Origin of the sequence: Phreatobacter sp. (assembly GCF_052440005.1) — a bacterium.
Lineage (GTDB): Bacteria > Pseudomonadota > Alphaproteobacteria > Rhizobiales > Phreatobacteraceae > Phreatobacter.
Window position 1 is genome coordinate 1 of sequence record NZ_JBQVQL010000070.1, and the last position, 25,427, is coordinate 25,427.

Here is a 25,427-nt window from a genome sequence, read left to right on the forward strand (position 1 = left end):
CGCTCGGCGACCGGGTCGCCGACCTCGTGGGATGGCCGCTGCTCCGGCTCCTCGGCCGCCTGCCGGCCGGCTGCGGCGCCTGGACGGTGCGCATCGCCGGGGGTCTCGTCATCGCCGGGCTGATCCTGCCCATCGTCGTGGTGATGATCATCTCGTTCAGCAGCGCGATCTATCTCACCTTCCCGCCGCCTGGCTTCTCGCTGCGCTGGTACGAGCGCTTCTTCTCCGACTCGAACTGGCGCTCGGCCTTCTCCAATTCGCTGACGGTGGCGATGATGTCGGCCGTCATCGCGGTCTCCCTCGGCGCGGCGGCGGCCATGGGCATCGTGCGCGGCCGCTTTCCGGGCAAGTCGGCGGTGATGCTGGTGCTGGTCAGCCCGGTCATCGTGCCGCCCGTGGTCCTCGGCCTGTCGCTCTACACGCTGTTCCTCAGGCTCGACCTCGTGGGGTCGATGTGGGGCCTCGCCGCGGCCCATGCCATCGGCGGCATTCCCATCGTGGTGGTCATCGTCGCGGCGGCGCTGCAGAGCGTCGACCGCCGGCTGGAGCAGGCGGCGGCCGTCCACGGCGCCTCGCCGCTGACGGTCTTCCGCACCGTGACGCTGCCCGCGATCGCGCCTGGCCTCGCGGCCGCGACCTTCTTCGCCTTCCTGCACTCGTTCGACGAACTGGTCCTGTCGCTGTTCCTGTCGAGCGCCAACCTCAAGACGCTGCCGCTGATGCTCTGGGCGGACGTCAACTACCAGCTCAACCCGGTGCTCGCCGTCGTGTCGACGCTGGAGGTCCTGTTCATCCTGGTCGGGGTGGCGCTGGCGGGGCCGGTTCTCGCCCGCTCGCGCGCCGCATGACGCAACAACAACCGAATCCTGATGGGAGGAGAAGTCCAATGGACAGCCTGACGAGACGGCGACTGACCCAGTCGCTCATGGCGGCACCGCTGGTGCTCGCCGGCACCCGCTTCGCGGCCGCGCAAGCCAAGCAGGTCATCATGCAGGATCCGGGCGGCGGCTACGGCGAGGCGCTGCGCCGGGTGATGTACGATCCCTTCGAGCGGCAGACGGGCATCAAGGTCGTCACCGTGCAGGAGGCCCGCAGCGGCCCGCGCATCCGCGCCCAGGCGGCGGCCGGCCGGGCCGAGTGGGACCTCACCTTCATCTTCGACCAGGAGACGAAGCTGCTCGGGCCCTGCTGCCTCGAGGACATCGATTATTCGAAGCTGTCGGCGCCGGCGCAGCAGACGCTGGCCGCCATGCCCGACAACCTCAAGCGCCCGAAGGGCGTCGCCCTGCAGGTGATCGGCGTCGGCCTCGTCTACAACACCAACAAGTTCAAGGGCGACAACGTGCCCCGCAGCTGGGCCGACTTCTGGGACGTGAAGAAGTTCCCGGGTCGGCGGGCCATGCCGGCCTGGCCGCGCTTCGTCTTCGAGGCCGCGCTGATGGCCGACGGCGTCACCAAGGACAAGCTCTATCCGCTCGACATGGAGCGGGCGCTGAAGAAGATCCAGGAGATCAAGCCGCATATCGCCAAGTGGTGGACGACGGCGGCGCAGCCGCCGCAGCTCCTCCTCGACGGCGAGGCCGACATGGTGATGGCCTATACCGGATCCATGAGCAAGCTGGCGCTGGACGGGGCCCCGATCGGCCTCGAGTGGAACCAGGGCTTCGTCTATTACGACTTCTTCTCGGTGCCGAAGGGCGCCCGCAACTACGACAACGCCCTGCAGCTGCTCTCCTGGCGGCTCGATCCGCAGCGCGCCGCGCAGCTGACCTCCGCCTTCCCCGTCGCGCTGCCCTCGCGCGTCGTGTTCGAGGCCGCCGACCCGAAGGTCAGCATCTACTGGGCCAACAATCCCGCCAACATCGCCAAGGCGATCGAGTGGAGCCCGGACTACTGGGGCGGCCACTCGCCGCGCGGCAATTCCACCAACGAGGAATATGGGCAGGAGCGGCTGAACTCGCTTCTCGCCCAGGGCTGAGACCTCCTTCAGGCCCACCTCCAGCGGTCGCGCTCCTCCGGCGCGGCCGCTTTTTTCATGGATGCGCAGAGCCCGAGGGCTCAGCGCCCCATCGCATAGAACTCGTCGTTCGGCCGCATGCTCGTGACGTTCGCGAGCCGGTTCGACATGCCGAAGAAGGCGGAGATGGCGGCGATGTCCCAGATGTCCTCGTCGTCGAAGCCGTGCTGCTTCAGGACGGCGATGTCGTCGTCGCCGACCTCGTAGGCGCGCTGCGAAACCTTCATGCCGAAGTCGAGCATGGCCATCTGGCGCGGCGTGATGTCCGCCTTGCGGTAGTTGATCGCCACCTGGTCGGCGATGTGGGGGTCCTTGGCGCGCACGCGCAGGATAGCCCCGTGGGCCACCACGCAATACTGGCACTGGTTGGCGTTGCTGGTGGCCACGACGATCATCTCGCGCTCCGCCTTGGTCAGCGCGCCGGCCTTGTTCATCAGCGCGTCGTGATAGGCGAAGAAGGCGCGGAACTCCTCGGGCCGGTGGGCGAGGGTGAGGAAGACGTTGGGCACGAAGCCCGACTTCTCCTGCACCGCCATGATCCGCTCGCGGATGTCGTCGGGCAGGTTCTCCAGCGGAGGAACGGGAAAGCGGCTGATCGCCTTGTCGGCCATGGCGTGTGTCTCCTGTCAGGCGGCGGCGATGGCCGCGAGGTGGTCCTGGTAAACGGCGATGGCGTCGCCGGCATCGCCCCGGTAGGGCTCGACGCGGACGAGGCAGGTGTGGGCCGAGCAGCCCTGGCCGAGCTGTGAGGTGCCGATGTCGAGGGTCAGCACGTTGGGATTGCCTGCGATGTCGAGGCCGCTGTTGCCGGCGGGCGTGAACCAGGCCCCGGTCGGCAGCACCACGACGCCGCGGCGCACGGTGTCGCTGACCTGCGCCGTGGCGAGGCAGGCACCGCGCCCATTGGAGAGGCGCACGAGCCCGCCGTCGGCGATGCCGAGGCCGGCGGCGTCCTCGGGATGGATGCGCATCTGTTCGCGGCCGTTGCGCTTCAGGGCGAGGCTTGCCGGGCCGGTCTCGAGCTGGCTATGGAGCCGTCCCGCCGGCTGGTGCGAGATCAGGTGGAACTCGTCCTCGGCGGCCGCGCCCAACCATTCGGCCGGTTCGATCCAGGCCGGATGGGAGCGGCAGTCGGCATAGTCGAGCCGCGCCAGCGCCTCGCTGCCGAGCACGATGCGGCCGCTCTCGGTCTTCAGGGCGAAGGCCTCGGGCGCCTCGCGGTATTCGGCGAGATAGGTGTGGTTCTCCTTGACCGGGCAGGCGGCATAGCCCTCGGCCCAGAAGCGGTCGAAGTCGGGCATGGCGAAGCCGTGACGCTCCTCGGCACCGGAGCGGACCGTCTCGTAGATGTGGCGCAGCCATCCCATCTCGTCGCGCCCCTCGCTGAAGGCCTCGTCGTGGCTGAGCTCGGCGGCGATGGCGCGGAAGATGTCGTAGTCGGAGCGGGCCTCGCCGACCGGGGCGATGGCCTGCTGCATGGCGAGGACGAGGTCGGAGCGGCGGTTGCCGGCGATGTCGTTGCGCTCGATCGAGGTGCTCGCCGGCAGAACGATGTCGGCGCGTCGGGCGGTGGCGGTGAACATCGGGTCCTGGACGATGATGGTCTCCGGCCGGGTCCAGGCTTCGCTGAGGCGGTTCAGGTCCTGATGGTGGTGATAGGGGTTACCGCCGGCCCAATAGACGAGGCGGGTGTCGGGATAGGTGCGGACCTTGCCCTCGTAGGAGAATTCGGCGCCCGGGTTCAGCAGCATGTCGGTGATGCGGGCGACCGGGATGAAGCTGTCGATGGGACGCTTCAGCTGCGGCATGTAAGGCGACAGGCCGATATTGATCGCCGCGCCGACACCGCCGAGCGAGGAATAGCCGTAGCCGACACCGCCGCCGGGCAGGCCGATCTGGCCGGTGACGGCGGCAAGGCCGAGGGCCGCCCAGAAGGGCTGCTCGCCGTGATGGGCGCGCTGCAGGCTCCAGCTCACGGTGAGCATGGAGCGGGTGTCGACCAGGCGCTTCGCGAGCGCCGCGATGGCGTCACGGTCGAGGCCGGTGATCCCGGCCGCCCAGGCGGCGTCCTTGCGTTGGCCGTCGGCGCTGCCGTCGAGATAGCTCAGGAAGCGGTCGGAGCCGCTGGTGCAGCGGGCGAGGAAGCCCGCATCGTGGCGACCGGCGAGGACGATCTCGCCGGCGAGGCCGAGCATGAGGGCCGCGTCCGTATTGGGGCGGATCGGCCACCATTCCGCGCCGACGTCCTCGGGAACGTCGTCCCTCAGCGGCGAGACGAGGATGACCTTGACGCCGCGGGCACGGATCGCCTGCAGGTTTGCCTCGAGGGTGTGGCGGGCAATGCCGCCAGCCTCATTCTGCGCCGTCCGGGGCGTGAGGGCGCCGAAGACGACGAGGGTTTCGGTATGGGCGGCGATGGTGTCCAGCGTGTTGGCTTGGCCGCCACAGGCGGCGTCCTCGCCGAGGACGTGGCGCAGGATCACAGGGCCCGCGGCGATGGAATAGGTGTCGACGTGGCCGGTATAGCCGCCGGCGAGGTTGAGCATGCGCTTGAGCAGCGAGGGCGCGTGGTGGAAGCGGCCGCAGCTCGTCCAGCCATAGGATCCGCCGAAGATGGACGCATTGCCGTGGGTTTCAGAGACGCGGCGGATCTCGCCGGCGACGAGGCGGATGGCCTCGTCCCAGCTCACCGGCACGAAGCGGTCCTCGCCGCGGGCGCGACGGTCGCTCGCCTCGCGCTTCTCCAGCAACCCTTCGCGGACCAGCGGGCGGGGGACGCGGCGCGCCGTCTCCGCCCATTCCTTCACCGAGTGGATGATGGGCGAGGGAGCGGGGTCGAGCTCGAAGGGCTCGGTGCCAACGATCCGGCCGCCCTCGACCAGGAGCGTGTAGGCGCCCCAATGGCTGCAGTGCCTCACCCGGCGGATGTCACCCATTCACCTGTTCCCATCGTTCGGTCCGCCGAGACACCGCCCGGGCCGGCATGGATACAGCCGCCGGCCGGGCGGCACCATCGGCGGCGCCCCCAACGCTGCCATGCGGGGCGGGGTCACGAGGCCTCGCGCAGCCGGTCCAGCGCCGGCTTCGCCTGCTGGCCGTAGGTCTTGAACTTCTCGAGAACCTCCGCGATCTCGGGGTCCGAGAGGCGCGGCGGCTCGCCGAGCGGCAGGCAGAGCAGATATTGCTGCGCCAGGCTCTCGACGGTCACGGCGAGGGCCAGCGCCTGGGCGATGGAGCCGTGGGCGGCGATGACGCCGTGATGGGCCATCAGGCAGGCGCGGCGGCCCTCCAGCGCCGTCAGGACGGCGTCGGCCAGCGCCTGCGAGCCGAAGATCGCATAGGGCGCGCAGCGGATGCTCGGGCCCCCGGCGGCGGCGATGGCGTAGTGGATGGCGGGGATGTCGCGGCCGAGGATGGAGACCGCCGTGGCGTGGGTCGAATGGGTGTGGACCACGGCATTGAGGTCCGGGCGCGCCCGGAGGATGTCGCGGTGGAAGCGCCATTCGCTGGAGGGCAGCACGTCGCCGTCGAAGCTGCCGTCCCAGCGCATCGCCACGACATGGCCGGGCTCCAGCCTGTCGTAGGGGATGCCGGTCGGCGAAATCAGCAGGCCGTCGCCGTGCCGCACGCTGATATTACCGGCAGTGCCGCGGTTGATGCCGAGGCTGTTCATGCTGCGGCACGCCTCGATCAGTTCGCGGCGCAGGGCGGTGTCCTCGGTCATCGGTCCTCCGGCAACGTGGCGCTGGCGCGCGGCCTCATGCGGTCTTTGCCTTGGCGGGAGATTTGGCGGCGGATTTCGGCCCCGCCTCCGGCAGGGCGTCTCGATAAGCCTCGCCGTCGACGGCCATCTCGTCCAGCACGTCCGCCGTGTGTTCGGCGAAGGCGGGCGGCGCGAGGCGATAGGAGGCGGGCGTGCGCGACAGCTTGATGGGGCTGCCCGTGCCGCGATAGGCACCGATGTCGACCACCATCTCGCGGTGGATGGTGTGGGGGTCGGCCACCACCTGGTCGATGGAGCGCACCGCGCCACAGGGGACGCCCGCCTTGATGAGGCGGTCGGCCAGCGCGTTGCATTCGAAGGCGGCGAGGGCCTGTTCGAGCAGCGCCTTCAGCGCGTCGCGGTTGACGTTGCGCTCGCCGTTGGTGGCGAAGCGCGGGTCCTGCGCGAGCTCCTCGGCGCCGATCTCCCGGCACAGGGTCGCGAACTGCCGGTTGTTGCCGACGGCGAGGAAGATCGGGTCGGTGGCGGTGGCGAAGGTATCGTAGGGGCAGATGTTCGGGTGGGCGTTGCCGGACCGGCCCGCGACCTTGCCGGAGAGGTAGAAATTCGGCAGGTGCGGGTGGAGCAGCGACACGCCGCAATCATAGAGAGTCGCCTCGACGAACTGACCCTTGCCACTCGCCTGGCGCTCGTGCAGCGCCATCAGGATGCCGATGACGGCGTTGAGGCCGGTCACCATGTCGACCACCGGCAGGCCGACGCGCAGCGGCTCGCCGCCGAGCTCGCCGTTGACGCTCATCAGGCCGGCGGAGGCCTGGATGGCGGCGTCGTAGCCGGGCAGGCCGCCGAGGGGACCGTCGGCGCCGAAACCGGAGACCCGGCAGTGGACAAGGCGGGGGAAGCGCCGCTCCAGCTCGTCGCGTCCGAGGCCCCAGCGCTCGAGCGTGCCAGTCTTGAAGTTCTCAATGAAGACGTCGGCCGTTTCGAGCAGCTTGAGCAGCAGCTCGCGCCCGGCCGGGGCGGAAAGGTCGACGGCCATGCCGCGCTTGTTGCGGTTGAGGCCGAGGAAGTAGCTCGCCGTCCCGTCGAGGAAGGGCGGGCCCCAGCCGCGGGTCTCGTCGCCCTCGGGGGGCTCGATCTTGATGACGTCGGCGCCGTGATCGCCGAGGATCTGGCCGCAATAGGGGCCGCCGAGCACGCGGCTCGCGTCGATGACCCTGATGTCGGAGAGGGAGCCGGGGCGGGGCGATGTCATGAGGGTTCCGATCGGTCAGGAGGCGAGAGCCGGCACGCCGTCCAGTGCGGCGAGCTCGCTGCGCATCTGGGCGGCGAAGTCCGGATAGGTCTCGGACAGTTCGTCGAGCACCCGGCCGCGCAGCAACGCGAGGACCCCCGCGCCGGGGGCGGCGGTGGCGGGCGGCGCTTCGCCATGGGCGAAGGCGAAGCCGGTCGCGGCCTTGACGCCGGCGAGGTCCTGGCCGGGATGCAGGCTTTCCAGCGCAAAGCCGCGGCGGGCCTTGTCGAAGCTGAACAGGGCCTTGCCGGTGAGGAGGGCCGCGGGTCCACCCGGGCGGTGGATGTGCGGGCTGGTGACGCCGGGCGCGCTGATGAAATCAACCTTGTCGACGAAGACGCGGGGCGTGTGCTCCTCGCGGAAGAGGATGACACGCGGCACGACGAAATAGAGATAGGCCGAGCCGAAGGAGCCGGGCCACCGCGGAGCGGAGCGCGGATAGTCGCCGGCGCCGACGAGATTGATGTTGGCATGGCCGTCGATCTGGCCGCCCCCGAGGAAGAAGGCGTCGATGCGTCCCTGACCGGCGCAGTCGAACAGTTCGGCCGAGCCGTTGGTGAAGAAGTTGTGCTCCACCGAGCCGAGGATGGAAAGCCGCAGCGGCGCGCCGCCGGCCTCCTCCTGCAGGGCGCGGCGCAACATGGCGCCCGCGGCGGGAATGGGGGAGGAGGCGCCCACCGCCACGTGGCGGGCTCCCTCGAGGAGCCGGGCGATGGTGGCGATGAGGATCTCGCGGGGATGGACCCTGGTGGTCATGCGGCCTCGCGGGCAGCGGCGGACATGTAGTCGCGGAAGCCTTCCGGGGTGCGGGCGGCGGCGGCGTAGCGGCGCAACTCGGCGATGTCGGTGCCGTACTCGCCCCAGAGGCCGTAGGGCCAGGCGCCGCGGGGCGCCAGGGCCACCTGCTCGACATAGAGCGCGGGCAGCGTGCCGGCGGCGCTCATCTCGTTGCCGAGGAGGTTGTCGTCGACGATGCGTTCGACGGTGACGATGGTGGCGGCCGAGGCATAGGCCATGGCCGCGAGTTCCCGCCGCCGGCCGATCCAGACGTTGCCGGCGCGGTCGGCCATGGGGGCGTGGAAGATGGCAATGTCCGGGCGGATGGCCGGGATCAGGACGATGGGGTCATCGCCCTCGGCGAAGGGGTTGTCGGCGACGCGCCAGTCCGGCCGATTGGCGAGGAGGTCGGTCTCCAGGACGCCGCGCATGGGCATGTAGGGGATGCCCTTCTGGGCGGCCATCAGGCCGGCATGGATGGCGGGGCAGGTGGCATCCCTGACCTCGATCGCCCCCTCGCCCACCGCCCGGTTGAAGCAGGGCGCCCCGCCCGCCTCGCCGAGCGAGACGGCGCTGGTCTCGACGCGCCTCACGAGGCCCGCGCCGACCAGCTGGTCGACCTGCAGGCCACCGGTCGGCACGCAGACGAGGTGAAGGTCGCCGGCCCCGTGGCGGATCATCGGCCCTGTCATGGCCATCGAGACGCCGGCATAGTCGACCGGCAGCGCAATGCGCATGCCGGCCTCGATCCGGCGGGCCAGGGCGCGAAGATCCGACTGCACGTTCACCTCCCGGGGGTCCGGGTTCCGCCCGGCTTAATCGTTCTACATTATAGAACCATATTCTGAATTCAGCGTAATCGGCGGCCCGGCAGCCTGTCAACGCCAATCGCGCCGCGTCCAGGGCCGGGCGCCTCCGTCGAATGGCGCGGGGGAGGCGGCAGGGCGTCCGTCTTGACAAGGCCCCCGCCGCGACGGACCATGAATTCAGAATAATGTTCCAGAATGTGGAACAAAGGTGAGGCGCGCGAAGCGCCCGGGACGGGATCCAGCAGCCATCGACACGCGCTTCCGGCTCGGCGCCCCGTCCTCCATCGAAAGCTCCCCTCCATGCCCCACGACTACGACGTCAGCGTCTGCGGTACCTACATCCTCGACATCCTCGGCGTGCCGGTGACGGAGATTCCGCCGGGCGGCGGCCGGCTCTTCATCGACGAGATCAAGCTGACGGTGGCGGGCACCGCCGGCGGCACGGCTCTGCCCTGCGGCAGGCTCGGGCTGAAGACCCTCGCCGTGGGAGCTGTCGGAGACGACGAGAAAGCGGACTGGCTCCTCGGCGCGCTCGCCCGCGAGGGGATCGACACGGCTGGTATGGACCGCCTCTCCGGCGTGCCGACCTCGGCGACCATCCTGCCGATCCGCCCCGACGGGTCGCGTCCCGCGCTCCACGCCAAGGGCGCCTCGCGGCAATGGCGCATCTCGCCACAGGTGCAGGAGAAGGCGACGGGCGCCAAGGTGCTGCATTTCGGCGGCGTCGGCTCGCTGCCGGCCATGGACGGCGCGCCGACGGCGGCACTGCTCGCAGCGGCCAAGGCGGCCGGCTGCATCACCACCCTCGACCTGATCGCCGCCGGGCCGGGCGCCCTCGCCCTGCTCGAACCGAGCCTCCCCCATGTCGACTTCTTCATGCCGAGCATCGAGGAGACGGCCGCCATCGTGGACAGCCATGATCCCGAGGCCTGCGCCCAGTTCTTCCTCGCGCGTGGCGTCGGCGCCTGCGCCATCTCGCTCGGCGGCGAGGGCTCCTTCGTGATGACCCGCGACGGCCGGCAGTTCGCGGTTCCCGCCTTCCAGGTCGCCGTGCGCGATACGACCGGGTGCGGCGACGCCTATACGGCGGGGTTCATCGCCGGCCTCGTCCGCGACTGGGATCTCAAGGACTGCGCGCGCCTCGCCACCGCCACCGCCGCGCTGGTGGCGACCGGCCTCGGGTCCGGCGCCAACGTCACCTCCTTCGACGACACGGTGCGCGCCATGAACGCGCTCCCCGTTCGCGCCGCGGCCTGAACCGACACAAGACCCCACCCCTTTGGAAACGACCATGACACGCCACGCCATCATCACCGGAGCCAGCCGCGGCATCGGCCGGGCCATCGCCCTCGGCCTCGCAGGACGTGGCTACGACCTCGCCCTCACCGACATCGCACCCCAGGAGTCGACGCTCGCGCAGACGGCCGGGGAGGTCCGCGCCCTCGGCCGGCGCTGCGTGACGATCATCGCCGACGTCGCCAAGCCCGAGGATTGCCGCCGCACCGCCGCCGAGGCGCTGGCGGGGCTCGGCCGGGTGGACGTGCTCGTCAACAATGCCGGCATCCTGAAGATCGCCTCCATCGAGGACCTGACGCCGGAGATCTGGGACCAGACCATGACGGTGAATGCCCGCGGCGTCTTCCAGATGACCCAGGCGATCATGCCGCACATGCGCGAGCGCCAGTACGGGCGCATCGTCAACATCGCCTCGCTGGCGGCGCGCACCGGCGGACCCGGCCAGTCGCACTATGCCGCGTCCAAGTCGGCAGTGGTGGGCTTCACCCGCGTCTCGTCCATGGAGCTCGGCCAGTACGGCATCACCGTCAACGCGGTCTGCCCGGGCATCATCGTCACCGAGATGGGGATGAACAACCTGCGTGATCCCGAGCGCGTGGCGCATTTCGAGAGGGTCACCGACCTGCACCGCCTCGGCCAGCCGGAGGACGTGGTGGGCCCGGTTGCCTTCTTCGCCTCCGACGATTCCGCCTTCGTCACGGGCCAGGCGCTGAACGTCGACGGGGGGATCTTCTACAGCTGATCCGCAAGGCTCCTGTGGAGGGACGGTATCCTCCCGCGGCAGTCTGCGGGAGGATGTTGTAACGTCTGCACAGTCGCGTATAGGTCGTCGTTGTCGCGGCTCTGTACCGGCGTCGTGCGTTCCCGGTCCGAAGAGCCAGAAGAAGGTCGTTCCTCGCCCATGGACAAGGCTTTCCGTAAGGGTCTGCGCCTCCTCGAAGCTCTGGCGCGCAGCGAAAAGCCTCGTGGCATCACCGATTTGGCGACCGAACTCGCCTTCACCAAGAGCAACGTCCATCGTGTGCTGTCGACCCTCCAGGCCGAGGGCTACGTGGAGCAGATCGCGGCGAACAGCACCTACCGGCTGACAACCAAGCTCTGGGAGCTGGGCAACGACGTCATGCGACGGATGGACCTGATCCAGATCGCCCGGCCGGCCATGGCGCGCCTCGCCGAGGCCACGGGCGAGACGGTGCACCTGTCGGTGCTGCGCGGCACGGACGTCATCTATCTCGACAAGATCGAGAGCGCCCATCACATCCGCGCCCACACCAGCGTCGGCATGCGCGCCCCCGCCTTCACCATGGCGACGGGCAAGGCCATGCTCGCCCACCTGCCCGACAGCTACCTGGAACTCTTCCGGCCGCACCTGCGCAGCTACACAAGCACCACCCGGACCACCATCGAGGCGCTGCGGGAGGACGTGGAACTGGCCCGCCGCCAGGGCTATGCCGTCGTGCCCCACGGGGAGTGGCGCGAGGGGATCGCCGCCTGCGCCGCCGCCATCCTCAACCGGTCTGGCGAGGTGGTGGGCGCCATCGGCATGTCGGGACCGGATTCCCGCATCAAGCGCAAGCAGCTCAAGCTCTTCGCCGATCACGTGATGGAGGCCGCGCGCACCGCGAGCCTGGCCCTCGGCTACGCCCCGCGCGACGAACGCTGAGCCCGGCGTCAGGGACCCCGCCAGGGAAACTGCGCCAGGCGTCACGATCTGCGACATCATGGGAGGTATGGTCGGCGCCGGCGGCCTTGCGTTCCGCCACCGTTTCGATATTTTCAGGAATAACTGAAAATACGAAAATCCGGAATGCCCCCGATGATCCGGTTTCGCCTGCCGCCCGCCATCCGTTCCCATCCTGTCGCCCCGGCGGGCGAAGCGCTGTCGCGTCGTCCTGGGACCGTCTCCCCCCGCATCGGCCGGACACGGCCGGTCACCCTCCCCGAGGCCTGAGCCATGGACCCGACCGTCCTCGCGCGCATCCAGTTCGCCGCCAACATCTCCTTCCACATCCTCTTCCCCACGATCACCATCGCGCTGGGATGGGCCCTGGTCTTCTTCAAGCTGCGCTATCGCGCCACGAAGGACCTGAAGTGGATGGACGTCTACCACTTCTGGGTGAAGATCTTCGCGCTCAGCTTCGCCCTCGGCGTCGTCTCCGGCATCACGATGAGCTTCCAGTTCGGCACCAACTGGCCGGGCTTCATGGAGCGCGTCGGCAATGTCGCAGGGCCCCTCCTCGCCTACGAGGTACTGACGGCCTTCTTCCTCGAGGCAGTGTTCCTCGGCATCATGCTGTTCGGCTTCCGCAAGGTGCCGGGCTGGCTGCACACCCTCGCGACCGTGCTGGTGGCCGGGGCGACGACCCTGTCGGCCTTCTGGATCATCGTGCTGAACTCGTGGATGCACACACCCACGGGCTTCGAGATCCGCAACGGCGTCGTGCATGCGACCAACTGGATGGAGATCATCTTCAATCCGTCCATGCCGTACCGGCTGACGCACATGCTGCTGGCTTCCGGCCTGACCACCGCCTTCCTGATCGCAGGCCTCTCGGCCTATCGCTGGCTGCGCAATGACCGCTCGCCGGCGGTCATGTCGGCGTTGCGCTTCGGCGTCGCCGTCGCCGCCGTGCTCATTCCGCTGCAGATCCTCGCCGGGGACATGCACGGGCTCAACACGCTCGAGCACCAGCCGCAGAAGGTCGCGGCCATGGAGGGCAACTGGGAGACCGGCCCCAACAAGCCGCTGCTCCTCTTCGCGTGGCCCGACGAGGCAACGCGCTCGAACCGCTTCGAGATCGGCGTGCCGAATGGTGCCAGCCTGATCCTGAAGCACGATGCCGAAGGGATCGTGCCCGGCCTCAACGACTTCCGCGGCCAGCATCCCCCCGTCGCGCCGGTCTTCTTCGCCTTCCGCATCATGGTCGGCATCGGCATGCTGATGCTGGTGGTGTCGTGGGCTGCGGCCTGGTGGCTGTGGCGGCGCGGTGAGCCGCATCCCTGGCTCGCCCGCGTGCTGGTCGGCATGACCTTCTCCGGCTGGCTGGCGACGCTCGCCGGCTGGTACGTCACCGAGATCGGCCGGCAGCCCTGGCTGGTGGCTGGTGTGCTGCGCACCGCCGACGCGGTGTCGTCGGTGCCGGCCGGCATGATCGGCCTCACCCTCGCCGCCTATCTCGTCACCTACGTCCTGCTGCTGGCCGCGTATGTCGCCACGCTGTTCCTGCTGGCGCGCAAGGGCGCGAAGCCGCAGACCATCGAGACGGGACCGACCTCCCATCCCAACGCCTTCGTCGCCGCGGAGTGATGCCGATGTTCGACGATCCCGCCATCTGGCTGCCCGTCGCCTTCGCCGCCCTGATGGGCCTGTCGATCCTGATCTACGTGATCCTCGACGGTTACGACCTCGGCGTCGGCATCCTCATCCCCATCGCGCGTCCGGAAGAGCGCGACCGCATGATCGCCTCCATCGGGCCGTTCTGGGATGCCAACGAGACCTGGCTGGTGCTGTCGGTTGGGCTGCTGCTGGTCGCCTTCCCCGTAGCCCACGGCATCATCCTGACGACACTCTACCTGCCGGTGGCGGTGATGCTCATCGCCCTGATCATGCGCGGCGTCGCGTTCGAGTTCCGCGCCAAGGCGGAGCCGGCCTGGAAGGCGACCTGGGACCGCATCTTCTTCGCCGCGTCGCTCATCACGGCGCTGGCGCAGGGCTACATGCTCGGCCTCTACGTGATGGGGCTCGACCGCAGCCTCGCCACCGTCGGCTTCGGCGCGATCACCGCGATCTGCGTCGCGGCGGGCTACACGCTGATGGGCGCGACCTGGCTCATCATCAAGACCGACGGAGACCTGCAGCGCCGGGCGGTGCGGCGCGCCCGCGTCGCCCTGGTGGTGACCATGGTCGGCTTCCTGGTGATCTCGATCGCGACGCCGCTGGTCTCGCCGCGCATCTTCGGCCGCTGGTTCTCGGTGCCGGAGATCCTGATCCTGTCGCCGCTGCCGCTGGTCGCCTTCGCGCTGGCGGCGTCCGTCTGGGCCGTGCTGTCGAACCAGCCGCATGGCCAGGACCGCTTCGCCTGGGTGCCCTTCGCCGGTTCGGCGGGCATCTTCACCCTCGCCTTCCTCGGCCTCGCCTATTCCTTCTACCCCTTCATCGTGCCGGACCGGCTGACGATCTACGCCGCCGCATCCGCGCCGGAGAGCCTGATGATCATCCTCGTCGGCGCCCTGGTCGTCGTGCCGGTGATCGTCGCCTATTCCGCCCTCAGCTACTGGGTCTTCCGCGGCAAGGCGACGGACCTGCGCTACGACTGAGCGGGATCAGGCGACGCGGACCAGACGAACGGCGAAGAAGCCGTCGAGCCCGGCCCGGGCCGGATCGGCGTCCGGCCAGTGGGAGGGCAGGGTGCGCAGGTGCCCCGCCGCGGTGACGAAGGGCGCGATGCCCGGCAGCTCGTCGGGGCGGATCGGATCCAGCGCCAGCCGCGGCTCGCGGGCGAGCAGCGCCGCGATCTGCGCCTCGCCCTCCTCCGGTTCCAGGGAACAGGTGCAGTAGACGGCGCGGCCGCCGGGCTTCAGCAGCACGGGGAGCCGGTCGAGCAGGCGCGCCTGCAGGCGCGCGAGGCCCTCCACGTCCGCGACCGATTTAAGGTGCATGACGTCCGGGTGGCCGCGCACCGTGCCGGTGGCTGTGCAGGGTGCGTCGATCAGCACCGCGTCGAAGGGGCCCTCGAGGTCGAGCGCGTCCATGGCGCGGACGGCGACCTCGCACTTCAGGCGCTCCATGTTCTCGGTGAGCCGCTCCAGGCGGCGGGGAGAACGGTCGACGGCCGTGACATGGGCACCCGCCGCGGCGAGCTGGGCCGTCTTGCCGCCAGGCGCGGCGCAGAGGTCGGCGACGGAGAGGCCGGCGATGTCGCCCAGCAGTCGGGCGGGCAGGGCGGCAGCTGCGTCCTGCACCCACCAGGCGCCGTCGGCATAGCCGGCGAGGTCCGGCACGGCGCCTTCCGCCTTCAGCCGGACCGACCCGGTCGGCGTGAGCGTGCCGCCGAGCTTCGTTGCCCAGCCTTCGGCATCGGATTTCACGGTGAGGTCGAGAGGCGGCTCGGCGGCGATGATCGCAGCGATGGCCGCGGTCGCTTCAGCGCCCCAGGCTGCCGTCCAGCGCTCGCGCAGCCAGGGCGCGAGGTCGTCGAGCGGGTCGAGGGAGGCGCGCGCCTCCTCGCGGTCGCGGGCGAGGCCGCGCAGGACCGCGTTGGCGAGGCCGGCGAAGCCCTTGGCCTTGCGGTCGTTCTCCACCATGCGCACGGCGCTGTCGACGGCGGCATAGTCCGGCACGTCGAGGAAGAGGATCTGGCAGGCGGCGATCCTGAGGACGGTCTCGAGCCGCGGCAGGCCGTCGGGAAGGCCCTTGGCGAGGCGCTCGGCCAGCAGGCGGTCGATGGTGCCGAGCCGCCGCAGGGTCGTGGCGGCGATCTTGCGGGCGAGGGCCCGGTCGAGGGCGTCGAGTTCGGTGGGCTGCTCCAGCGCCTCGTCGAGGGGCCGGCGCCGCAGCATCACGGCCTCGACGAGGTCGCAGGCCCGGCGACGGGCCGGCAGGCCGGGATGGGCGGCAGGCTTCGGCTTGATGGTCTTGGGCCGGGCCTTGTGGAAGAACGGACGCTTGCTCATCGCGCCCGTTTAGGCGTCGCCACCCCCCACGGCAACCCGAAAGCCCAAGGCGATCAGCCCCAGGGGCCGCCGCGACCCCGGGCGCCCCAGGGCGCCGGCTGCGGCTGGGCGTAGCCGAGCGCACCACCGGTGCCCCAGGCCTGGGCGAGCTGCTGCAGGGCGGCGATGCGGTTGCCGGTGTCGGGATGGGTCGAGAACAGGTTGTCCATGCGCTCGCCCGACAGCGGGTTGATGATGAACATGTGCGCGGTCTGCGGATTGTGCTCAGCGGTGCCGTTGACGCTGTGGGAGCCGGCGATCTTGGCCAGCGCCGAGGCGAGCCAGATCGGGTTGCCGCAGATCTCGGCGCCCATCTTGTCCGCCTCGTATTCGCGCGAGCGGGAGATGGCCATCTGCACGATGGAGGCGGCCAGCGGCGCGAGGATCATCATGGCGATGGTGCCAATGATGCCGAAGCCGCCCCGGTTGTCACTGCTGCTGCTGCTTCCAGAAAACGCGGCGAAGTTGGCAAGCATGGAGACGGCGCCGGCGAGCGTCGCGGTGATCGTCATGATCAGCGTGTCGCGGTTCTTGATGTGGGCGAGCTCGTGGGCGATGACGCCGGCCACCTCCTCGCGCGACAGCGCGTTGAGCAGGCCGGTATTGACCGCAACCGCCGCGTTCTCCGGGTTGCGGCCGGTGGCGAAGGCGTTGGGCTGGTCCTCGTGGATGATGAAGAGGCGCGGCATGGGCATGCCGGCGCGCTGGGTCATCTCCCAGGTCATCTGGTAGAGGTCCGGCGCGGAGGCCTGGTCCACCTCCTGGGCGCCGTACATGCTGAGCACGGCCTTGTCGGAACCCCAGTAGCTCCAGAAATTCATGGCGGCGGCGATTGCCAGCGCGATCAGCATGCCGGCCTGGCCGCCGATGAGGAAGCCGACGCCCATGAACAGGGCCGTCATGCCGGCGAGGAGGATGGCGGTCTTCATGTAGTTCATGGCGCGAACCCTCGTGAAATCGGATCACTAGATCGTGTGCAGGGTGGCCCGGGACAAGAGGCGCGTGCGTCGCACCATCCCATCGCTTGCGTACGAACGACCTCATCTGGTAATCCGCCAGATCGACCGCCGCCGCCTGCCGGAGATCCCGCATGACCTATGTGGTCACCGAGAACTGCATCAAGTGCAAGTACACCGACTGCGTGGAAGTGTGTCCGGTCGATTGTTTCTACGAGGGCGAGAACTTCCTCGTGATCCATCCGGACGAGTGCATCGATTGCGGCGTCTGCGAGCCCGAGTGCCCGGCCGAGGCGATCAAACCGGACACCGAGGCGGGGCTGGAGAAGTGGCTCGGGATCAACGCCGATTTCGCCGCGCAGTGGCCGAACATCACGCAGAAGCGTGATCCGCTGCCCGACGCCAAGGAATGGGACGGCAAGCCCGGCAAGGAGCCGCTGCTGTCCTCCGCGCCGGGCAAGGGCGACTGAGCCGTTTCCGGTAACCACGCCCGGGAGAATGGGCGGCCGGCGGCCGCGGCCGCGGGCTGTCGAAACCGCAAGCCTTTGAATTCGGCGAAAATTGTGGTACGGTCCTGCCACAGTCGATCAGAAAAGCGGTCCCACCGGTACGCTCCCCTCGTGCGGAGCGTTATTTTTCGGAAAACTCCGACAAATCGTCGCGATGGGCCCTCCTCAGGGTGCTGATCGCGCCGCGGATGATCGTTTCTCATCGTCTGACGTCAGGGGCCGGCCGGGGCCTTCAACCCCGGTCCATGTTCCTTTCGCGCGAAAAGCCACGGCGCTCCAGGGCGGCCGTGGGTCCGCCGCCGCGCCACGCGGGGCGGGCATCACCAGCGGCCCTCATCCGGCCGGCGAGGAGTAAGGCGCAGTATGACCGTGAAGAAGAACGCGCAGACCCGTCAGGGCTTCAAGACGAACGAGTACATCGTCTATCCGTCCCACGGGGTCGGACAGATCGTGTCGATCGAGGAGCAGGACATCGCTGGGTTCAAGCTCGAACTGTTCGTCATCACCTTCGAGAAGGACAAGATGACGCTTCGGGTGCCGACCGCCAAGATCGCCCAGGTCGGAATGCGCAAGCTCGCCGAGCCCGAGGTCATGGCCAAGGCCATGGAGGTCCTCAAGGGCCGCGCCCGCGTCAAGCGCACCATGTGGTCGCGCCGCGCCCAGGAATACGAAGCGAAGATCAATTCCGGCGACCTGATCGCCATCTCGGAAGTTGTGCGTGACCTCTTCCGCTCCGACGCCCAGCCGGAGCAGTCCTACTCGGAGCGCCAGCTCTATGAACAGGCCCTCGACCGCATGGCGCGCGAACTCGCCGCCGTCGAGCGCGTGGTCGAGACCGAGGCGGTCAAGCTGATCGAGGCGCAGCTCGCCAAGGGTCCGCGCCGCGGGCCGGCCAAGGCCGAGGCGGACGACGCCGACGAGGCCGACGAGCCCGAGGTCGAGGCGGCCTGACCGTCCCGATCCTTGCCGCAATGACGAAAAGCCCGGCCATCGTGCCGGGCTTTTTGCTGTGTGACCGCGGGGTGGAGGCGTCTGTCCCATTCCCTGTACCAGCCAGGAGGCCTTCGACGCGGCGGATGGTCGCAAAATGGGGCCGAACGGGCGTCCCGGCTGTTGATCCATGACGCGCGGCGGGTCGTAATCGGCGGCAAGAGAACAGGGAGAACCTGTCCCGGGCAAGCTCAGGGAGAGCAGCGATGGCACAGGTTTCCGGTATCGGGCAGAGCCTGGCGAAGGCCGCCAGGAGCGCGCCCTTCCTCGACCGCGAGGAGGAGCAGGCTCTTGCCGTGCGCTGGAAGGATCGCGACGACGAGGTGGCCCTCCACCGTCTCGCCCAGTCGCACATGCGGCTCGTCATCGCCATCGCGTCCCGCTTCCGCCACTACGGCCTGCCGATGGCCGACCTGATCCAGGAGGGACACGTAGGTCTCCTCGAGGCGGCCTCGCGCTTCGAGCCGGAGCGGGACGTGCGCTTCTCCACCTACGCCACCTGGTGGATCCGCGCCTCCATCCAGGACTACATCCTGCGCAACTGGTCGATCGTGCGTGGCGGCACGTCCTCGGCGCAGAAGGCGCTGTTCTTCAACCTGAGGCGGCTCCGGGCGCAGCTTTCGCAGACCATGGGCTCCGGCATCGGCGCCGCTGTCATCCACCAGCACATCGCCGCCGCCGTCGGCGTGTCGCAGGCCGACGTCGCGGTGATGGACGCCCGCATCTCCGGCTCGGACCTGTCGCTCAACGCGCCGAGCCACGAGAGCGACGGCGGCACCTCATCCGAGCGGCTCGACCACCTCGTCGACGCCGCCCCGCTTCCCGACGAGGTGGTGGGCGAGGCGATCGACAGCCGCCGCCGCGTCGCCTGGCTGCGCGACGTCCTCACCGTCCTGTCGGAGCGCGAGCTCAACATCATCCGGGCGCGACGTTTGAGCGAGGAGGCGGCGACGCTGGAGTCCCTCGGCGAGCGCCTCGGCATTTCCAAGGAGCGGGTGCGGCAGATCGAGAACCGCGCCATCGAGAAGCTGCGCAAGGCCCTGGTGGACCGGCACATCGACGGATCGGCGCTGGTCTGACCTTCCTCAGTCCTCGAGCGGCCGGGCCTCTTCGGGGAGCATGATCGGGATGCCCTCCCGGATCGGATAGACGAGACGCGCCGCCCGCGAGATGAGTTCGCCGGCCTCGGCGTCGTAGTCCAGCGACCCCTTGGTCACCGGGCAGACGAGAACCTCGAGGAGCCGCGGATCCACCGTGCCGGGCCGGGTGGGCGGCACGGCCGTCTTGGTCTCGGCGGGCCGCGGGTCTTCGGGATCGAGGGGCGTGGACATGGGGCGGGTTCCCGTGGTGAGCGGATGACGGCCGGTCTAGCCCGTCGCGGGCCCGGAGGCCAGCGATGTCAGTTCAGGGGCTGCTTGTCGTCTGCCGGCTTGTCCTTGGCCAGCGCCACCTCGGTGACGGCGACCAGCAGGGCCGCCCGCGTCTTCAGGTCGGGCGCCTCCAGCAGGGCCTGCTTCTCCTTCAGACCCCAGGGCGACATCATGCAGAGCGCATTGACCAGGATCTCGGTCGGGGCGCGGCGGATGCCGTCCCAGTCGGCCTCCATGTCGTTGACGTCGAGGAATTCCTTCAGCGTCTTCAGGAGGCCGTCGCGGTCGACGTCATCCTCGCCGACGCGCGCCTCGAAATCGCCCTGGTAGGGCGCGCAGTCGATCTTGCACTGGCGGTAGGGGGTCGTCACCGCCAGTTCCTCGACGATGCGGAACCGGGAGATGCCCGTGAGGCTCAGCATGTAGCGGCCGTCACCGGACTCGGCGAGCTGGGTGATGCGTCCGATGCAGCCGACCGCGGAGAGGGTCGGGCGCTTGGCGTCCTCGTCGGCCGGGACGGGCTGCACCATGCCGATCAGCCGGCGGCCGGACAGGAAGGCGTCGTCCACCATCGCCAGATAGCGCGGCTCGAAGATGTTGAGCGGCAGCTGGCCGCGCGGCAGCAGCAGGGCGCCGGGCAGCGGGAAGACGGGAACCACGTCCGGAAGGTCGGACGGGCCGCGATAGGTGGTGTTGGTGGCCATGGCAGGGCTCCGTGGCGCGAAGGCAGGACGATCTCGTGACATCTAGGCGCGCGGGCCGCCGCTGCCAGCCCCGCGCCGATCAATTCAGCGCGCGAGGCCGTGATAGGCGGCGTTGGGACGCATGTCCGTGGCGGAGGCCATGCGGTTGGACATGTTGTAGAAGGCGGCCGTGGCCGAAATGTCCCAGATGTCGCGGTCGGAGAAACCGGCGGAGCGCAGCGCCTCGCGGTCCGGCTCGTCCACGGTCCAGGGCGCTTCGGTCAGCTTCACGGCGAAGTCCAGCATCGCGCGCTGGCGGGTGTCCAGCCGGGCGGCGCGGTAGTTCATCACCAGCATCTCGCCGAGTTCCGGGTCGCCGGAGAGCTGGCGCACCGTCGCGCCGTGGGCAGTGAGGCAATAGTAGCAGCGGTTCACCGCGGAGACCGCCACGGCGATCATCTCGCGCTCCAGCTTGCTGAGGCCGGAGGGCGCCAGCATCAGGTCGTTGTACATGGCCGAGAAGGCCTTCAGCTTGGCCAGGTCGTGGGTGTAGGCCAGCAGCACGTTGGGCACGAAGCCGATCTTGTCCCGGCACTTCTGGAAGAAGGCCTCGGTCTCCGCATCGAGCGGGGCGGGCGGAAGGTCGAGGGCGGTGAGCGCTTCGGCGGGTGCGGCCGCGGCGGCCTTCGTCCTGGCTGGCTTTGCCGGCATGGTTGTCTCCCGCAACGGCCGGTGGCCGATCCATCCGGCCGCCGTCATCACGGCGTCGCAGGGTGGTAGCATGGGCCGGAGGAGGGGCGAAATTGACTTTACGGCCGAGGGAGGCCGTGGTCATCCTGCCGCACGCGCCCCCAGCGACGAATCCGGCGCGAGGAGACGAGCATGAGCAATCGGGCCGAGGATGCGCGGGGGGCCGCGGCCATCATCGAGCAGGCCGGGATCATCCTGCGCGGAACCGAGGCCGGCATTCCCGCCGACTACGTCGCCGACCTGTTCGGCCGCGCCGATGCCGAGGACGTTGTGGCCTATGACGCCCGCGACATCGCGGCGCTCGCCTCGGCGAGCCACGCCGCCCTCTCGCGGCGGGTTCCGGGTCGCCCCTCGATCCGTCTCTCCGACCCCGAGCCGACCTCGGCCGCCTCGCGCCTCGCCGCGGTGACGGTCATCGAGGTCGTCAACGACAACATGCCGTTCCTGGTCGATTCGGTGCTCGGCGTCCTCGCCGAGCAGGGGCTGAAGGTCTGGCTCGTCGCCCACCCGATCCTTACCGTCGAGCGCGAGGCGGACGGCGCACTCTCCGCCTATCGCGGTCTCGAGGCCGATCCTGCCGCCAGCCGCGAGAGTCTCATCCACGTCCATGTCGACCGGATCGGCGAGGAAGCCCGCCGCGCCGGGCTGGTGGAGGAGCTGGAGGCGACGCTCGCCGACGTGCGCATCTGCGTCGCGGACTGGAAGCCGATGCAGGAGCGCGTGCGCGCCATCATCGAGGACCTGAAGTCCAATCCCGTGCTGCCGGTCACCGAGATGGCCGAGGGCATCCAGTTCCTCGAATGGCTGGTGGCCAACAACTTCACCCTGCTGGGTGTGCGCGACTACGCCTATGTCGGCGGCGTCGCCGAGGGCCAGCTCGAGCCGGAATTCACCTCCGGCCTCGGCATCCTGCGCGACGAGAACGTGCGGATCCTCCGCCGCGGCGCCGACCTCGTCGTCATGACGCCGGAACTGCGCGAGTTCCTGATGCAGCCGGTGCCGCTCATCATCACCAAGGCCAACGTGCGCTCGCGCGTCCACCGGCGCATCCACATGGACTATGTCGGCGTGAAGCGCTTCGACCGGCAGGGGCAGCTGATCGGCGAGGCGCGTATCGTCGGGCTCTTCACCTCCACCGCTTATACCCGCTCGACCCGCACCATCCCCTATCTCAGGCGCAAGGTGGACCGGGTGCTGACCCGCGCCGGCTTCGATCCGGACGGCCATTCGGGCAAGGCGCTGGTCAACGTGCTGGAGAGCTATCCGCGCGACGAGCTGTTCCAGATCGACGACGAGACGCTGTTCAACCACGCCATGGCGGTGATGCAGCTCGAGGACCGGCCGCGCGTCCGGGTGCTGCCGCGCGAGGACCGCTTCCACCGCTTCGTCTCGGTGATGGTCTACGTGCCGCGGGACCGCTTCGACACCACGGTCCGGCTGGCGATCGGCAACCACCTCGCCAACGTTTACAACGGCCGCGTCTCGGCCTTCTATCCGTTCTTCCCGGACGGGCCGCTGACGCGGGTTCACTACATCATCGGCCGCTCCGGCGGCGAGACGCCGCGCATCGACCGCACGGCGCTGGAAACGGCTGTCTCGCGCATCGTCCGGACCTGGAGCGACGGCCTCGGCGAGGCCTTGGCCCTCATCCACGGCCCGGCGCGTGCCGGCGACCTCACCGCCCGCTACCGCGACGCCTTCTCGGCCGCATACCGGGAGGCGGTGCCGGCGGAGGACGCCATCGGTGACATCCGCATCCTCGAAGGGCTGTCCGACGCACGGGCGCTGGCCATCGACTTCTACCGGCCCGACGCGACGGACCGGACCGAGGCGGGCCTCAAGGTCTTCGCCCGCGGCCGGCCGATCCCGCTCTCCGAGCGCGTGCCGATCCTCGAGGCCATGGGTTTCGCGGTGGTCGACGAGCGCACCTACGAGATCGCGCCGGCAGGGGCGGCCCCGGTCTGGCTGCACGATATGTCACTCGCCCGGCCCGGTGGTCAGGTCATCGACCTCGAGGCCCTCGACGAGAAGCTCGAAGCCGCTCTCATGGCGGTGATGCGCGGCGATGCGGAGAGCGACGGCTTCAACGCGCTCACCCTGGAGGCCGGGCTCGCCTGGCGGGACGTCGCCGTCATCCGCACGCTCGCGCGCACGCTCAGGCAGATCCGCGCACCCTTCAGCCAGGACTATCTCTGGGCGACGCTGCGCAAGCACGCGGCGATCGCCAAGGGCGTGGTGCTGATGTTCCACCTGCGCTTCGACCCGCGGCTCGCCCTCACGGTCGAGGAGCGCAATGCCAAGCTCGCCGACCTTCTCGGCCGCTTCGAGGAGAGCCTGAAGCAGGTGTCGTCCCTCGACGAGGACCGCATCCTCAGGGCCTTCATCAACCTGATCCAGGCGGCGGTGCGCACCAATTTCTACCAGACGGGCGAGGACGGGCTGGTCCGGCCGACCATCGCCGTCAAGTTCGAGTCGAAGAAGATCGACAACCTGCCGGCGCCGCGCCCGCTCTACGAGATCTTCGTCTATTCGCCGCGGGTCGAGGGCGTGCACATGCGCTTCGGCAAGGTGGCGCGCGGCGGCCTGCGCTGGTCGGACCGGCCTCAGGACTTCCGCACCGAGGTGCTCGGCCTCGTCAAGGCGCAGCAGGTCAAGAACGCCGTCATCGTGCCGGTGGGCGCCAAGGGCGGCTTCGTGCCAAAGCGCCTGCCGCCGCCCGCCCAGCGCGACGCCTGGCTCGCGGAAGGCACCGAGGCCTATCGCATCTTCGTCCGTGCGCTGCTGCAACTCACCGACAACATCGACGGCAGCGCGATCGTGCCGCCGCCGGAGACCGTCCGGCACGACGGCGACGATCCCTATCTCGTGGTCGCCGCCGACAAGGGCACGGCGACCTTTTCCGACATCGCCAACCAGCTCTCCCTCGACAAGGGCCACTGGCTCGGCGACGCCTTCGCCTCCGGCGGCAGCCAGGGCTACGACCACAAGGGCATGGGCATCACCGCCCGCGGCGCCTGGGAGGCCGTGAAGCGGCACTTCCGCGAGATGGGCACCGACATCTCGGCGGCGCCCTTCACGGTGGCCGGGGTGGGCGACATGTCCGGCGACGTCTTCGGCAACGGCATGCTGCTGGAAAAGACGATCAGGCTGGTGGCCGCCTTCGACCACCGCGACATCTTCCTCGATCCCGCGCCGGACCCGCAGGCCTCCTGGGCCGAGCGCAAGCGCCTGTTCGACCTGCCGCGCTCGTCCTGGGCCGAGTACGACAAGAGCCTGATCTCGGCTGGCGGCGGCGTCTTCTCCCGCTCGGCCAAGGCGATCGCGCTCTCCACCGAAGTGCAGGCGCTGCTCGACCTGCCGAAGGCCCAGGCGACGCCGCAGGAGGTGATGAACGCCATCCTGAAGGCGAAGGTCGACCTCCTCTGGTTCGGCGGCATCGGCACCTATGTGCGCTCCGGCACCGAGACCGACGACCAGGCCGGCGACCGCGCCAACGATGCCATCCGCATCACCGGCGCCGACATCCGGGCGAAGGTGGTGGGCGAAGGCGCCAATCTCGGCATGACCCAGCGCGGCCGCATCGAGGCCGGCCGTGCGGGCGTCAGGCTCAATACCGACGCCATCGACAACTCGGCGGGGGTGAACACCTCCGACGTCGAGGTCAACATCAAGATCGCCCTGACGACGCCGGAACGCGACGGCCGGCTGGATCCGGAGGCGCGCAACGCCCTCCTCGCGGCCATGACCGACGAGGTCGGCCGCCTCGTGCTGCGCAACAACTACCTGCAGACTCTCGCCCTCTCGCTGGCGCAGCGGCGCGGGCTCGAGGATCTCGGCTTCCAGCAGCGGCTGATGCAGAGCCTGGAAACCCAGGGCAAGCTCGACCGGGCGGTCGAGTACCTGCCGGACGAGATGGAACTCGGCGAGCGCCGCCGCCGCGGCGAACCGCTGACCCGACCGGAGATCGCGGTCCTGCTGGCCTACGCCAAGATCGACCTCTACGACGATCTGGTGGCCTCCTCCGTGCCCGACGATCCCTATCTCGCGCGCGAGCTGGTGCGCTACTTCCCCCGGCCGGTGCAGGACCAGTTCCCGGACGCGGTGGAGAGCCACCGGCTGCGCCGCGAGATCATCGCGACGGGCCTGTCGAACTCGATGATCAACCGCGGCGGCCCCGCGTTCGTCGCCCGGCTGGTCGACCAGACCGGAGCCGACGTCGCCACCATCGCCTCGGCCTTCGCCGCCGTGCGCGATTCATACGGCATGACGGCGCTCAACACCGAGTTGGACAGCCTCGACAACCGCATCGCGGGCACACTGCAGCTCGAGCTCTACGCGGCGATCCAGGATCTGCTCATCGACCGGGTCATCTGGTTCATCCGCAACGTCGACCTCAGCCACGGCCTCGCCGACGTGGTGGCGCACCACCGCGCCGGCATCGAGGCCGTCGCGGCGGGCCTCGACACGGCCCTGCCGGCGGAGGCCGCGGCGGCGCGGACGGCACGCACCGTGGAGCTCCGCTCCGCCGGCGTTCCGGATC

At 69.5% G+C, this 25,427-nt stretch carries 22 protein-coding genes; 11 read left to right on the top strand and 11 right to left on the bottom strand.

Features of this window, described 5'->3' with window-relative positions:
* Positions 1-848, top strand: an 848-nt coding sequence (locus ACT6XY_RS16405; protein ID WP_444749402.1) for an ABC transporter permease, incomplete at its 5' end; no start/stop codon positions are given.
* 38 nt (positions 849-886) lie between these two features.
* Entirely contained in the window at positions 887-1,978 is a 1,092-nt protein-coding gene (locus ACT6XY_RS16410) for an extracellular solute-binding protein (protein WP_444749403.1), read from the top strand.
* A gap of 80 nt (positions 1,979-2,058) precedes the next feature.
* On the opposite strand, the gene ACT6XY_RS16415 is transcribed toward ACT6XY_RS16410, so the two are convergent.
* From ACT6XY_RS16415 to ACT6XY_RS16440, 6 genes are all read right to left on the bottom strand, one after another.
* Positions 2,059-2,628 carry a peroxidase-related enzyme gene (locus ACT6XY_RS16415; RefSeq protein WP_444749404.1) on the bottom strand — a complete coding sequence of 190 codons (570 nt, stop codon included), beginning with the start codon at positions 2,626-2,628 and terminating at the stop codon, positions 2,059-2,061.
* A gap of 15 nt (positions 2,629-2,643) precedes the next feature.
* Positions 2,644-4,953 (bottom strand): molybdopterin-dependent oxidoreductase, encoded by a 2,310-nt coding sequence (locus ACT6XY_RS16420; RefSeq protein WP_444749405.1) that lies wholly within the window; start codon positions 4,951-4,953, stop codon positions 2,644-2,646.
* A gap of 113 nt (positions 4,954-5,066) precedes the next feature.
* Positions 5,067-5,741 (bottom strand): L-fuculose-phosphate aldolase, encoded by a 675-nt coding sequence (locus ACT6XY_RS16425; protein WP_444749406.1) that lies wholly within the window; start codon positions 5,739-5,741, stop codon positions 5,067-5,069.
* A 34-nt stretch (positions 5,742-5,775) separates the two neighbouring features.
* Entirely contained in the window at positions 5,776-6,996 is a 1,221-nt protein-coding gene (locus tag ACT6XY_RS16430; RefSeq protein WP_444749407.1) for a CaiB/BaiF CoA transferase family protein, read from the bottom strand.
* A gap of 15 nt (positions 6,997-7,011) precedes the next feature.
* Positions 7,012-7,791: a CoA-transferase gene (locus tag ACT6XY_RS16435; RefSeq protein ID WP_444749408.1), complete on the bottom strand. Its 780-nt coding sequence runs from the start codon at positions 7,789-7,791 to the stop codon at positions 7,012-7,014.
* Complete coding sequence (locus ACT6XY_RS16440; protein WP_444749409.1) at positions 7,788-8,594, bottom strand: CoA transferase subunit A; 807 nt, start codon at positions 8,592-8,594, stop codon at positions 7,788-7,790. The genes ACT6XY_RS16435 and ACT6XY_RS16440 overlap by 4 nt, the downstream gene beginning before the upstream one ends.
* Before the next feature lie 327 nt (positions 8,595-8,921).
* On the opposite strand from ACT6XY_RS16440, the gene ACT6XY_RS16445 reads away from it, so the two are divergent.
* From ACT6XY_RS16445 to cydB, 5 genes are all read left to right on the top strand, one after another.
* Positions 8,922-9,878: a carbohydrate kinase family protein gene (locus tag ACT6XY_RS16445; protein WP_444749410.1), complete on the top strand. Its 957-nt coding sequence runs from the start codon at positions 8,922-8,924 to the stop codon at positions 9,876-9,878.
* A gap of 34 nt (positions 9,879-9,912) precedes the next feature.
* Complete coding sequence (locus tag ACT6XY_RS16450) at positions 9,913-10,659, top strand: SDR family NAD(P)-dependent oxidoreductase (protein ID WP_444749411.1); 747 nt, start codon at positions 9,913-9,915, stop codon at positions 10,657-10,659.
* A gap of 159 nt (positions 10,660-10,818) precedes the next feature.
* Positions 10,819-11,580, top strand: a complete 762-nt coding sequence (locus ACT6XY_RS16455) for an IclR family transcriptional regulator (protein WP_444749412.1) — start codon at positions 10,819-10,821, stop codon at positions 11,578-11,580.
* A 291-nt stretch (positions 11,581-11,871) separates the two neighbouring features.
* A complete protein-coding gene (locus tag ACT6XY_RS16460) occupies positions 11,872-13,224 on the top strand; it encodes a cytochrome ubiquinol oxidase subunit I (protein WP_444749413.1) in 1,353 nt (450 codons plus the stop codon).
* Positions 13,224-14,234, top strand: a complete 1,011-nt coding sequence (gene cydB / locus ACT6XY_RS16465) for a cytochrome d ubiquinol oxidase subunit II (protein ID WP_444749414.1) — start codon at positions 13,224-13,226, stop codon at positions 14,232-14,234. Before ACT6XY_RS16460 ends, cydB begins: the two co-directional genes overlap by 1 nt.
* 6 nt (positions 14,235-14,240) lie before the next feature.
* Here the strand turns inward: cydB and ACT6XY_RS16470 are convergent, their stop codons facing one another.
* Both ACT6XY_RS16470 and htpX read right to left on the bottom strand, forming a co-directional pair.
* Positions 14,241-15,590 (bottom strand): RsmB/NOP family class I SAM-dependent RNA methyltransferase, encoded by a 1,350-nt coding sequence (locus tag ACT6XY_RS16470; RefSeq protein ID WP_444749415.1) that lies wholly within the window; start codon positions 15,588-15,590, stop codon positions 14,241-14,243.
* 53 nt (positions 15,591-15,643) lie between these two features.
* On the bottom strand, positions 15,644-16,567 hold the full coding sequence (gene htpX / locus ACT6XY_RS16475; protein WP_444749416.1) for a zinc metalloprotease HtpX: 924 nt from the start codon (positions 16,565-16,567) through the stop codon (positions 15,644-15,646).
* Positions 16,568-16,719: 152 nt separating this feature from the next.
* On the opposite strand from htpX, the gene fdxA reads away from it, so the two are divergent.
* The 3 genes from fdxA (at position 16,720) to ACT6XY_RS16490 (ending at position 19,163) form a co-directional block, all read left to right on the top strand.
* Complete coding sequence (gene fdxA, locus ACT6XY_RS16480) at positions 16,720-17,055, top strand: ferredoxin FdxA (RefSeq protein ID WP_444749417.1); 336 nt, start codon at positions 16,720-16,722, stop codon at positions 17,053-17,055.
* A gap of 402 nt (positions 17,056-17,457) precedes the next feature.
* On the top strand, positions 17,458-18,045 hold the full coding sequence (locus tag ACT6XY_RS16485; RefSeq protein ID WP_444749418.1) for a CarD family transcriptional regulator: 588 nt from the start codon (positions 17,458-17,460) through the stop codon (positions 18,043-18,045).
* 245 nt (positions 18,046-18,290) lie between these two features.
* Positions 18,291-19,163: an RNA polymerase factor sigma-32 gene (locus ACT6XY_RS16490; protein ID WP_444749419.1), complete on the top strand. Its 873-nt coding sequence runs from the start codon at positions 18,291-18,293 to the stop codon at positions 19,161-19,163.
* A gap of 6 nt (positions 19,164-19,169) precedes the next feature.
* On the opposite strand, the gene ACT6XY_RS16495 is transcribed toward ACT6XY_RS16490, so the two are convergent.
* The 3 genes from ACT6XY_RS16495 to ACT6XY_RS16505 form a co-directional block, all read right to left on the bottom strand.
* Complete coding sequence (locus ACT6XY_RS16495; RefSeq protein ID WP_444749420.1) at positions 19,170-19,415, bottom strand: Trm112 family protein; 246 nt, start codon at positions 19,413-19,415, stop codon at positions 19,170-19,172.
* 68 nt (positions 19,416-19,483) lie between these two features.
* Positions 19,484-20,158: an LON peptidase substrate-binding domain-containing protein gene (locus tag ACT6XY_RS16500; protein ID WP_444749421.1), complete on the bottom strand. Its 675-nt coding sequence runs from the start codon at positions 20,156-20,158 to the stop codon at positions 19,484-19,486.
* An 84-nt stretch (positions 20,159-20,242) separates the two neighbouring features.
* A complete protein-coding gene (locus ACT6XY_RS16505) occupies positions 20,243-20,848 on the bottom strand; it encodes a peroxidase-related enzyme (protein WP_444749422.1) in 606 nt (201 codons plus the stop codon).
* A gap of 171 nt (positions 20,849-21,019) precedes the next feature.
* Between ACT6XY_RS16505 and ACT6XY_RS16510 the strand changes: the two genes are divergently transcribed.
* A partial coding sequence (locus tag ACT6XY_RS16510; RefSeq protein WP_444749423.1) for an NAD-glutamate dehydrogenase occupies positions 21,020-25,427 on the top strand: 4,408 nt, incomplete at its 3' end.

Bases quoted from the DNA above. Each gene is read 5' to 3' on its own strand.
- ACT6XY_RS16410 (WP_444749403.1), top strand. From the start codon at position 887: ATGGACAGCCTGACGAGACGGCGACTGACCCAGTCGCTCATGGCGGCA.
- ACT6XY_RS16415 (WP_444749404.1), bottom strand. From the start codon at position 2,628: ATGGCCGACAAGGCGATCAGCCGCTTTCCCGTTCCTCCGCTGGAGAAC.
- ACT6XY_RS16420 (WP_444749405.1), bottom strand. From the start codon at position 4,953: ATGGGTGACATCCGCCGGGTGAGGCACTGCAGCCATTGGGGCGCCTAC.
- ACT6XY_RS16425 (WP_444749406.1), bottom strand. From the start codon at position 5,741: ATGACCGAGGACACCGCCCTGCGCCGCGAACTGATCGAGGCGTGCCGC.
- ACT6XY_RS16430 (WP_444749407.1), bottom strand. From the start codon at position 6,996: ATGACATCGCCCCGCCCCGGCTCCCTCTCCGACATCAGGGTCATCGAC.
- ACT6XY_RS16435 (WP_444749408.1), bottom strand. From the start codon at position 7,791: ATGACCACCAGGGTCCATCCCCGCGAGATCCTCATCGCCACCATCGCC.
- ACT6XY_RS16445 (WP_444749410.1), top strand. From the start codon at position 8,922: ATGCCCCACGACTACGACGTCAGCGTCTGCGGTACCTACATCCTCGAC.
- ACT6XY_RS16450 (WP_444749411.1), top strand. From the start codon at position 9,913: ATGACACGCCACGCCATCATCACCGGAGCCAGCCGCGGCATCGGCCGG.
- ACT6XY_RS16455 (WP_444749412.1), top strand. From the start codon at position 10,819: ATGGACAAGGCTTTCCGTAAGGGTCTGCGCCTCCTCGAAGCTCTGGCG.
- ACT6XY_RS16460 (WP_444749413.1), top strand. From the start codon at position 11,872: ATGGACCCGACCGTCCTCGCGCGCATCCAGTTCGCCGCCAACATCTCC.
- cydB (WP_444749414.1), top strand. From the start codon at position 13,224: ATGCCGATGTTCGACGATCCCGCCATCTGGCTGCCCGTCGCCTTCGCC.
- ACT6XY_RS16470 (WP_444749415.1), bottom strand. From the start codon at position 15,590: ATGAGCAAGCGTCCGTTCTTCCACAAGGCCCGGCCCAAGACCATCAAG.
- htpX (WP_444749416.1), bottom strand. From the start codon at position 16,567: ATGAACTACATGAAGACCGCCATCCTCCTCGCCGGCATGACGGCCCTG.
- fdxA (WP_444749417.1), top strand. From the start codon at position 16,720: ATGACCTATGTGGTCACCGAGAACTGCATCAAGTGCAAGTACACCGAC.
- ACT6XY_RS16485 (WP_444749418.1), top strand. From the start codon at position 17,458: ATGACCGTGAAGAAGAACGCGCAGACCCGTCAGGGCTTCAAGACGAAC.
- ACT6XY_RS16490 (WP_444749419.1), top strand. From the start codon at position 18,291: ATGGCACAGGTTTCCGGTATCGGGCAGAGCCTGGCGAAGGCCGCCAGG.
- ACT6XY_RS16495 (WP_444749420.1), bottom strand. From the start codon at position 19,415: ATGTCCACGCCCCTCGATCCCGAAGACCCGCGGCCCGCCGAGACCAAG.
- ACT6XY_RS16500 (WP_444749421.1), bottom strand. From the start codon at position 20,158: ATGGCCACCAACACCACCTATCGCGGCCCGTCCGACCTTCCGGACGTG.
- ACT6XY_RS16505 (WP_444749422.1), bottom strand. From the start codon at position 20,848: ATGCCGGCAAAGCCAGCCAGGACGAAGGCCGCCGCGGCCGCACCCGCC.